Consider the following 9,348-nt stretch of genomic DNA (forward strand, 5'->3'; position numbering starts at 1 on the left):
CTATTTTGATATCTTGCCAAAGTTACATAAACCCGCCACTGAGCGGGTTTTTTCGTATCTGGAGGTTATGTGACTACATCGATCATTGAGCAACTTATTTTCAGGCCAGCCAGCGAAACGCCAACTGAAGAAATGGAAGGGCAAGACGTTCTGGTGTTCAATCCCTGTGATGGCTGGCATGAAGCATCAATTCGGGTTTACCGTGATGAAGAAGGTGTTTATCACATCGGCATATACCCGTTCATGGGTGAGGAATTCACCCCCCATGATTTCTATATCTTTTGGGCGTTGCTTCCTGACTGGGAACCACTTCGCGAGCATTTTATTTCGGAAAAGAATGCTGCTGGTATTTCATTGTCACAGTAAACCTTTTGCATTTCCCTCCATTGGTGCTGCATTATTGCGAAAGCAAACAATCATGGAGGGAAAAGGAATGTCCAAAGAAGCTGATGCGCTATACGATGAAATGTGCCGCCTGGTTGGTGATGCGGTTATGAATCTCTGCGATACTGATATAGAGACCAAGAAACACAACATCGCCAACGTTCTGGAAACGGCGCTGTTGTCGAAGAACCCCGAACACACAGAACAAATGCGAAAAGCGATGCAGGCCGCTATCAACGTTCTGACTCGCTTTTAATCTCAGGAAAGCACATTACCCCTTCCGTTTAACCAGGGGTGGTTTGGTGGGTAGTGTGCTCTCCTGTTATGCGCCCTGAATCAGCGCGGCATAATAATTCTGAGTTATTATTCTGAAAAATATTCTCTTCGGCTGTATTTTGAAATGACATTAGTTTAGTACTATCTACGCACCTCTCTCCCAGGCCAATACAGACACGCCTGTAAAAGGGAGAAGGGGGGCTCTAATATTTTACGAGTAGGCTAAATTATAATGTGGCGTTCTTGGAAATAAGAGGAAGAGTTATGAAGAAAATTATTTTTATTGTTGGTGTTGTTTTCTCTGCGAGTGTCTTCTCTAACATGAGCATTGCACGGGACAGTATTGTTTGTTTCCCTGATGGGCAATGCATCAACGTTGGTGATCCAGGGGTTCACCCTTAAGAATTATAAGTTCTGCAGACAGTTTTGATATGTAGACATTACTTTTTGATTCACAGAGTACCGCTGATGCGAAGCCCAAACTTTAACTGCTTGGGCTTTTTTCTTTCAGATAAACGCCCCGCCAGCACTCAGCCGAATGTAATCTTTTATGTTCCCAACGCCGACTCGGCACAATGGTTCTGCGTTAATGTTCTGAAAAATAGCTGCTTTTGCTTCATCTGGTAACGCAGTTGGTTACAATCCGTCCTGCCTGTATGAAGGTGCTGATGTTTGCTTTATTGTATATATTTTTTCCAGATACCTGTTTATCTGCCCTGTTTTCCAGGGCTTCTTTTTTATGATGGTAATCTTAAACACTGACCCATCCTCTTAGCTTCATACCCCAGAATGCCCAGAGAGTGTATTCGCATGGATGCTGCCCGTAGTGTTCCTCAAGGGGCATGCTTAGAGAACGGGTAGTATCCAGTCGAATATAATCTGTTTAATAATCTTAAAAATCGTTGGGTTTTATTTACAACAGGCTTCAAATCCATAGAATGCCTGTTACCAGCGAGGGAAAGCGAGCTCTCGCTGTTATCTTCTAGACATAACGATAGTAATACACCATTCCATTGCGGGCCCCTCCCTTGGGCGGGGTTTCTTTTTTTCCGAATTTAAGCTTTCCGGTCTGCGATGAAGGGATAGCCCGGAGTGACCGGAAAGCGCATTCGCATGAGCACTGGCGGAATATTAATATCCTGAATCCTTCCCTACTGGACCTCCGTCAGTGCTCAGCCGAATGTAATTTACATATCCTGTATTTTTCAGGACTACCAAACCGCCTTTTTATGGCGGTTTTTTTATGCCCGTCATTCGGGGGAAAACACTATGCAAAATTTTACCCCGCCTGGCGGCTGGGGCGTCGTACTTCATTTTATCCACGAGAACAGGCTGGTTATTCAGGGGGCTATCTCTGCTTTCTTCATCGCGTTACTTATGTCGCTGTGGGACGGAGAGGGCTGGAAACGTTCGTTAAATGCCGGGCTTATTTGCGCCTTCGTGGCCCTGGCAGTAGTGAGCCTGTTTGACCAGCTGGGTGTTGCAGACACGGACTGGTCATTTGTTATTGGCACGGCTGTGGGTGGTGCGGGTGTTGACCGTTGCCGCTCCCTGATTAACGCCGCTGTCACTCTCTTTGCCTCCAAAAAAGGTATCAATGATGGAAAAGAATGAAGAACTTCCCTGGATTGCAGAGGCCCGGAAATTTATAGGTCTCCGCGAAATTCCTGGTCCAGAGCATGCGCCTGAAATTCTGCAGATGTGGCGTGATATCCGACGCAGCGGCATCAAAGACGATGAAACCCCGTGGTGTGCCGCTTTCGCGGGTTCCATGCTGGAGCGTACCGGAATAAGGTCCACACGTTTTGAGGGCGCTCGCTCTTACCTTGAATGGGGTGAAAAGCTCGATAAGCCGATTTATGGCTGTGTCGTCGTTTTTTCCCGTTCCGGTGGCGGGCATGTTGGCTTTGTCGTTGGGAAAACCGATTCCGGTAATTTGCTGGTGCTTGGTGGAAACCAGAGTGATGCGGTGAATATCAGGGCATTCAGCACTGACCGTGTGACGGGGTATCGCTGGCCTGAGGGATATCAAAAGCCAAATATTCCGTTGCCGTCAGGTAATGCCGACATGTCCACGAACGAGGCCTGAATAATGCGACGGGAGCAATGGACACACAAACGGCCGCGATGGGGTTCTGAGTGGGCACTGGTAGCAATACTGGTGCCTTTTTTACTGGTGGGGTGCGTCACGCTTGAAAAGGCGCGTGACTGGCTCGGTGTTGCTGCTGAAGTCTGCGACATCATTCATAAAATTAAGGAACATTGTGATGACCGAAAATAAAAACGGTTTAACTGGGCTGATGCTGACCGCTGAACAAATTCAGGAACTGGCAAGATTTGCCCGAGAAGATGGTCAGCCGAAGTACTGCATCACCCATACCACTATCCCTGAATTTGTCGCGGATGATGATTCATTCATTCCTGAATATACAGGGCTGATTGCCTATTCCGAATCGCCGGAGCATGGTGTGCTTCAGCTGGAATAAGCATTACAGAAGCTCCTCGTGAGGGGCTTTGATAATGTTTGTCCTAAAAAGCTGCTGGTGGTTTCCTGCCGCGCACACTGCGCACGACCGCCAGCGGCTTTCATCTTATGAGAACGGAGCTATATGAACGATAAGCTGAAGATCATATATCGCCCGTTAAAGGAACTAACGCCATATGCGCGAAACGCCCGAACCCATAGCGGTGAGCAGGTCGCGCAGCTGGTTGCCAGCATAGAGGAATTTGGCTGGACGAATCCCGTATTGATTGACGAGAACGGCGAGATCATCGCTGGTCACGGTCGCGTTCTGGCCGCTGAGGTCATCGGCATTGTCTCGGTGCCGACGATAAAGCTGACGGGCCTGACGGACGAGCAGAAACGTGCGTACCGGCTAGCCGATAACAGACTGCCGCTAAACGCTGGCTGGGATAGTGATCTGCTGAAGCTTGAAGTAACTGATTTGCTGGATGCGGATTTTAATCTTTCCCTGACGGGTTTCACTCAACAGGAGATTGACGATCTGCTGGTGGTCATCGAGCCGCCAGGGGGCGATGACGACCCGTACACCACCAAAATTGACTCACCTGTTTACGAGCCGTCAGACATTGTTCCTGAGGTCGGGGAGCTGTACGACGAGGAGAAAACAACGGAGTTACAGTCACGGATTAAAAAGGCTGGCTTACCTGCTGATGTGGAGAAATTCCTGTTGAGCGCAGCGGAGCGTCACACGGTCTTTAACTTCAACAAAATAGCAGATTACTACGCCAGTGCAGGCGCAGAGGTTCAGGCTTTGTTTGAAGAATCTGCGTTGGTGATCATCGACTATGAGAAGGCAATAGCGAACGGTTTTGTTCACCTGACTAAAAAAATGGTCGATATCGTGTACAGCGAAGAGGGCGAAAATGCGTGAAGATTTCTGTGCGTTCATCCTGACCAACGGACGGCCGGAAAAAGTTTACACGTACAATCTGCTTAAACGTTCAGGTTATACGGGGAAGATTTTTATCGTTATCGACGATGAAGATAAAACCCGGGAGCAGTACCTGGAGAAATTCGGGGATCAGGTGCTTATCTTTTCGAAAGAGGAAATCGCCAGTCGGTTTGATGAAGCGGATAACTTCGGGGATCGACGCTCAATATTTTATGCCCGTAACGCCTGTTTTGAGCTGGCGCGACTGGTGGGCTGTAAATACTTTATCCAGTTCGATGATGACTATAAGGAATTTCAGTTTCGCGTTGATAAGAATCTGGATCGCACCTACAGGCTGATCGATAACCTGGATGATGTTCTCAGCGCCATGCTGGACTACTACATCAGCATACCAGCGACCACCATTGCTATGGCGCAAGGGGGCGACTTCCTCGGAGACTCAGACAATGCGGCTTGGCTGAAGCGCAAGGCGATGAATAGTTTCATTTGCTCTGTAGAAAGGTCATTTGCATTCATGGGACGAATAAACGAGGACGTGAGCACCTACGCGACACTTGGACGCAGGGGCGAGTTATTTATGACTATCGGCGCTGTGCAATTGCTTCAGCAGCAAACGCAGAAAAGTGACGGTGGTATGACAGAGCTGTATCTGGCATCCGGTACTTATGTCAAAAGTTTTTACTCGGTGATGTTCGCGCCGTCCTGCGTGAAAATTTCCCTGATGGGCTCAACCCATAAGCGGATCCATCATCAGGTGAGCTGGAACAACGCCGCAGTAAAAATCCTCCACGAGAAACATAAAAAATCCGCTCCTGAAAAAATCGGGAGTGGAAAATGATCCCTTATGCCGAAGTTGAGTCGCTGGCCGCATGCAGGATGAGTGAACAACAAATTGCCGATGTACTGGATATCAACCTTCCGGAGCTGAAGAAACAGCACAACGAGATATCTCGTTTCCGTGAGGCCATACGCAAAGGCAGGGCAAAGGGAGAGGCACAGATAAGAGCCGCCTTATACCGGAAAGCTAAAAGCGGTGATGCGCGCGCTTACCACGAATTACTGAGGCGGGAGAAAGAACAGGGCGGTGACTGATGAACGAAACGGACTGGTGGGCCATCAGACGCGAGTATGAAACTGATGGAGTATCAGCCCGTAAGTTAGCGGAAAAGTACGACATCAGTCATACCGCGATAAACAACAAAGTCAGGGATGAAGGCTGGGTAAAGGGAAAGAAAAAAGTTTCCACGGAGAAGGTTTCCACAAAAAAAGTTTCCACTAAAAAAATGGGAACTAAGAAAGTGGAAAAACGGAAAGTGGAAAGTGGAAAATCCAGCGAGAAGCCTGATGAACGGGTTTCAATATTGCCCACAGAAAAAAATAATTCTGAGGATTTTATTCTTAGCTTCAACCCCGCGGATTTCGGGCTTTCAGAGCAACGGGGGATTTTTGCCGAATGCATCGCCTTGGGTAAAAAAATTATCGATGCATATCGGATTGCTGGTTACAAAGGAGAAGGTTCAGCGGCATATGTCACAGCCAGCCAGCTCCTAAGAAATCCTAAGGTTTTTCGCGCAGTAAGTTTTCTTCGCGATAAGCGCCAGCAACGTCTTTCTCTTACCGAAGACGAAATCATTCACCAGCTTTCTTCTATTGCCAGTGCTAACCCGAATGAACTCGTTCAGTATCGTCGCGTTAACTGCCGGCACTGCTGGGGTGAGCGTCATCTTTATCAGTGGCGGGATATCGAGGAATTCGACAAGGCGGCAGAGAAGGCCAGCAACGATGGAAAAGAGGAACCTGAATACGGCGGCCTGGGATTCGTGGAGACAGGTTTCCCCAATGAGGATTGCCCTAAGTGTAATGGAGAGGGAGAGGGGCAATTCCACGTCGCTGATACCTCTCAGCTGGAAGGTGAAGCTCGCTGGCTGTATGCAGGGATTAAGCAGACACAGAACGGGTTAGAAGTTCGCATGGCAAACCAGGAGGCAGCGCGTCGGGATCTCCTGAAAATAATTGAGGCCAGAAAAAATCCTCTAGGTGGAAAAGACGAGAAGCGCGGGGCGTCAGAATACAGCCCTGAAGATTACCGAGAGGCCGAAGCGCGTCTGGAGGATGAATTTAAGGATCTGGACTGATGAAAATACTTGAGTGGGAAGATATCGATTTTCCTTCGCGTGTTGCCCTGAAATCCAAATCCGAAAAAACGTTCCTGAACTTCACCCGTTTGTGGTTTGAGTTGCTGGGCGGCCAGCGGATGATGGTCAACTGGCACCATCGCATGATGGCGTCGAAAATAGATGAACTGATTGCGGGGCAGCTCACGCCCGGTAATCTGATTGTTAACATTCCTCCTGGTGGTACCAAAACCGAGTTTTTCTCAATACATCTTCCGGCATACATCAACATGCTGGTACAGACGGAAAAACTTAACCGCTTCCGCAACCTGAATATCTCCTTCGCTGATTCACTCGTTAAGCGTAACAGTCGCAGAACGAGAGACATTATTGCCAGCCGGGAATATCAGGAATTATGGCCGTGTCGCTTTGGTACCAACCAGGCGGAAGAATGGGACATCATCAATGAGAAAGGCCGCACCATTGGGCAGACGGTGTCACGCTCAAGTGGCGGGCAGCTAACCGGGGGGCGTGGCGGGTACGCTGGCCCTGAATTCTCCGGTTTTGTTCTTCTTGATGACTACAACAAACCTGATGACATGTTTTCTGCCTCGCTACGTGAGGCTGCTAACCGTCGTCTGGTGAACACCATCCGTTCACGACGGGGTGATAAATCTCAGCACCACCCAACGCCTTTCGTCTCCATACAGCAGCGCCTGCATCTGAACGATGCGACGGGCTTTATGTTATCCGGTGGAATGGGGGTGGATTTCCATCACCTGGCTATTCCGGCGCTGGTGAGTGAGCAGTTTATTGATGAACTGCCCGAGCCCTGGCGAACGCTCTGCTGGAAGGATGTAAAGCACAGCGAGAGCGTTGTTGTCGGTGGGGTTCGTTACTGGTCTTACTGGCCCGAAAATGAGTATATCGGCGACCTGCTGAAACTGTGGGAGAGTGACGAATACACGTTTCTCTCTCAGTACATGCAGAATCCACGGGCGCTGTCAGGCGGGTTAATTGATACGAACTGGTTCGCACGGTATGAAACGCTTCCCCCGTTAACTCACCGTGCTATCTACGTTGATACGAACTCCGGCAAGGTGGAGGACTACAACGATTACACGGTTTTCTCGCTGGTGGGCGTGGATAAGGCCAGAAATCTCTACATCATCGACAGCGTTCGTGGTCGATGGGATCCGGAAGACCTGCTCAAACAGGCGATAACCCTTTGGGATAAATGGCGACCAACCAGTGTGCGCCAGTCTTCCCGTGTACGTCATATGGGCATTGAGGATAAACAGGCGGGGCAAGGGCTCATCACCACGCTGAAGAAACGTAAGAGTATTCCGCTGCTGGAAATCCCGCGAGGCGCGGGGCAAAACAAACTGGTTCGCTGTCTGAACGTCATCCCCCAAATAAAAACCGGAAAAGTTTTTGTTCCTGCTCTTATGCGGGAGGACGGATCACGTATTGATTACGTCAGGTACAGCGACGGAACCATAGCGGCAACAACGGACTGGGTATTACCGGCACTGGCGGAATGTGCTGATTTCTCAGCAGACGACAGCCACGCGAACGATGACATGCTGGATACCTTTATGGATGCCATCGATATTGAACTGATTTCCGGCCTGTCTGCGGGCTATGGAGGATGGAACTAGCACTATGGCGGAAAACACTGCTGATAAAAAACGAGGGAAAAAACCTCACTTTAAGCTGACGAATGATGGCTCAGTCATTACGACTTTCGACGGGCTTTCTAACGTCATTACGGGAATGGGGACGACGCGCGACCGCCGTTCCTACAACCGCTTCACCATTACCCAGCTTAACGACTATCTGGAAATGGAGGCCGCTTACTTCGATAACTGGATAGCGAGAGCCGTTGTCGATCACCCTGTGGAGGATGCCACGCGAGAGTGGCGGACGTTCATGGGGAAAGAGGCTGAGAAAATCCATGAAGCCGAAAAACTTTTCGGGCTGCAGGATATAACCCAGGGGGCGTTTACCTGGTCAGGGGTGTACGGCGGAGCGGGTGTCCTGCTGATTACCGATCAGGACCTGGGCAAGCCGTTAGAGCTGCAAAAAATCAAAAAAGGATCGCTTAAGCGTCTTGTGCATCTCGACCGCACGATGATTTCACCGTCAGCCTACAACTATTCTGACCCCACCTCCGAAAACTACATGCGGGCGGAAACGTACCGCATTAACGGCGGCACACAGCATGTGCACCACAGTCACTTTATTCAGGCTCCGGGTGCCCCTTTGCCACCTCGTCTGCGTCTGCTTAACAGCGGCTGGGATGACAGTTTACTGAGACGTTGTGTCGAGGATTTAAAGGATTCAGTCGCGGCGAAATCGGGCATTGCTTCGCTTATCCTGGAAGCCAACGTGGACGTTATCACCCGTAAAAATCTGGGTACCGACCTGAGCTCCGACGATATGGATCAGGAGCTGATAAACCGGTTTATCAATTTTGGCATGCTGAAATCCATACACAGACTGGCCCTGATGGATTCCGATGAAACATTCGACCGCAAGCCGATTTCCTTCGGTGGGCTGGGGGAGATCCTTTCCGTACTGATGGAATGGACGGCAGGGGCCGCCAAACAGCCCATGACGCGTTTATTCGGCGTGCAGTCGAAGGGATTAGGCGACTCCGGCGAGGGAGACACCCGCAACTACTACAACCGCATACGCGGCGATCAGGAAATGAAATACCGGAAATTCCTGAACCAGATTGACGAGGTATTAATTCGCTCCACCCTAGGCGAAATGCCTGATGATACGGATTATGAATTTAATCCCCTCGATATCCCGACCGACACCGAAGTGAAAGACCGCAACCTGGCTGAAGCCCAGACTGATGATCTGCGCCTTCAGCAAAAAGTGGTTCCGCGCTCGGCTATTGTCCGGAAACTCAAAGAGAGTGGTCAGTATGTTATTGACGATAAGTTCCTTAAACGAGTTGAAGAGGATGAGCGAGCTGAAGCTGCAGGGGAATTCCGTTTCAGCCTCGGAGAAACTGAGAAAACGGATCCAGGAGCAGACGACACGCCGCCGACCGATCCAGCCGCTGACGATTAACGGCGATCTGGAAAAGTTCTACAACGGCCAGTTAAGGGCAATGATTGGCCTGATGGCCCGAAGCGTACAGG

At 49.7% G+C, this 9,348-nt stretch carries 13 protein-coding genes; all 13 read left to right on the forward strand.

Annotated elements, in window-relative coordinates:
* Positions 1 to 69: 69 nt before the first annotated feature.
* Positions 70 to 366, forward strand: a complete 297-nt coding sequence (locus EKN38_RS12950; RefSeq protein WP_185812845.1) for a hypothetical protein — start codon at positions 70 to 72, stop codon at positions 364 to 366.
* Between the two features lie 67 nt (positions 367 to 433).
* Positions 434 to 640 carry a DUF2767 family protein gene (locus tag EKN38_RS12955; protein WP_126522157.1) on the forward strand — a complete coding sequence of 69 codons (207 nt, stop codon included), beginning with the start codon at positions 434 to 436 and terminating at the stop codon, positions 638 to 640.
* Between the two features lie 284 nt (positions 641 to 924).
* Positions 925 to 1,062, forward strand: a complete 138-nt coding sequence (locus tag EKN38_RS25785) for a hypothetical protein (protein WP_185812846.1) — start codon at positions 925 to 927, stop codon at positions 1,060 to 1,062.
* 867 nt (positions 1,063 to 1,929) lie between these two features.
* Positions 1,930 to 2,274 (forward strand): phage holin family protein, encoded by a 345-nt coding sequence (locus EKN38_RS12960; RefSeq protein ID WP_126522159.1) that lies wholly within the window; start codon positions 1,930 to 1,932, stop codon positions 2,272 to 2,274.
* Positions 2,261 to 2,749: a TIGR02594 family protein gene (locus EKN38_RS12965; RefSeq protein ID WP_126522222.1), complete on the forward strand. Its 489-nt coding sequence runs from the start codon at positions 2,261 to 2,263 to the stop codon at positions 2,747 to 2,749. The genes EKN38_RS12960 and EKN38_RS12965 overlap by 14 nt, the downstream gene beginning before the upstream one ends.
* 3 nt (positions 2,750 to 2,752) lie before the next feature.
* Complete coding sequence (locus EKN38_RS26230; RefSeq protein ID WP_126522161.1) at positions 2,753 to 2,941, forward strand: hypothetical protein; 189 nt, start codon at positions 2,753 to 2,755, stop codon at positions 2,939 to 2,941.
* Complete coding sequence (locus EKN38_RS12975; RefSeq protein ID WP_126522163.1) at positions 2,928 to 3,146, forward strand: hypothetical protein; 219 nt, start codon at positions 2,928 to 2,930, stop codon at positions 3,144 to 3,146. Before EKN38_RS26230 ends, EKN38_RS12975 begins: the two co-directional genes overlap by 14 nt.
* 123 nt (positions 3,147 to 3,269) lie before the next feature.
* Positions 3,270 to 4,055: a ParB/Srx family N-terminal domain-containing protein gene (locus tag EKN38_RS12980; RefSeq protein WP_126522165.1), complete on the forward strand. Its 786-nt coding sequence runs from the start codon at positions 3,270 to 3,272 to the stop codon at positions 4,053 to 4,055.
* Positions 4,048 to 4,914, forward strand: coding sequence for a hypothetical protein (locus tag EKN38_RS12985; RefSeq protein ID WP_126522167.1), 867 nt, complete (start codon positions 4,048 to 4,050; stop codon positions 4,912 to 4,914). The genes EKN38_RS12980 and EKN38_RS12985 overlap by 8 nt, the downstream gene beginning before the upstream one ends.
* Positions 4,911 to 5,168: a hypothetical protein gene (locus EKN38_RS12990; protein WP_126522169.1), complete on the forward strand. Its 258-nt coding sequence runs from the start codon at positions 4,911 to 4,913 to the stop codon at positions 5,166 to 5,168. Before EKN38_RS12985 ends, EKN38_RS12990 begins: the two co-directional genes overlap by 4 nt.
* Complete coding sequence (locus tag EKN38_RS12995) at positions 5,168 to 6,211, forward strand: terminase small subunit (RefSeq protein WP_126522171.1); 1,044 nt, start codon at positions 5,168 to 5,170, stop codon at positions 6,209 to 6,211. The genes EKN38_RS12990 and EKN38_RS12995 overlap by 1 nt, the downstream gene beginning before the upstream one ends.
* A complete protein-coding gene (gene terL, locus EKN38_RS13000) occupies positions 6,208 to 7,851 on the forward strand; it encodes a phage terminase large subunit (RefSeq protein ID WP_126522173.1) in 1,644 nt (547 codons plus the stop codon). Before EKN38_RS12995 ends, terL begins: the two co-directional genes overlap by 4 nt.
* Before the next feature lie 4 nt (positions 7,852 to 7,855).
* Entirely contained in the window at positions 7,856 to 9,277 is a 1,422-nt protein-coding gene (locus EKN38_RS13005) for a DUF1073 domain-containing protein (RefSeq protein ID WP_126522175.1), read from the forward strand.
* The last annotated feature ends 71 nt before the right edge of the window (positions 9,278 to 9,348 follow it).

Origin of the sequence: Enterobacter sp. WCHEn045836 (assembly GCF_003965585.1) — a bacterium.
Lineage (GTDB): Bacteria > Pseudomonadota > Gammaproteobacteria > Enterobacterales > Enterobacteriaceae > Enterobacter > Enterobacter dissolvens.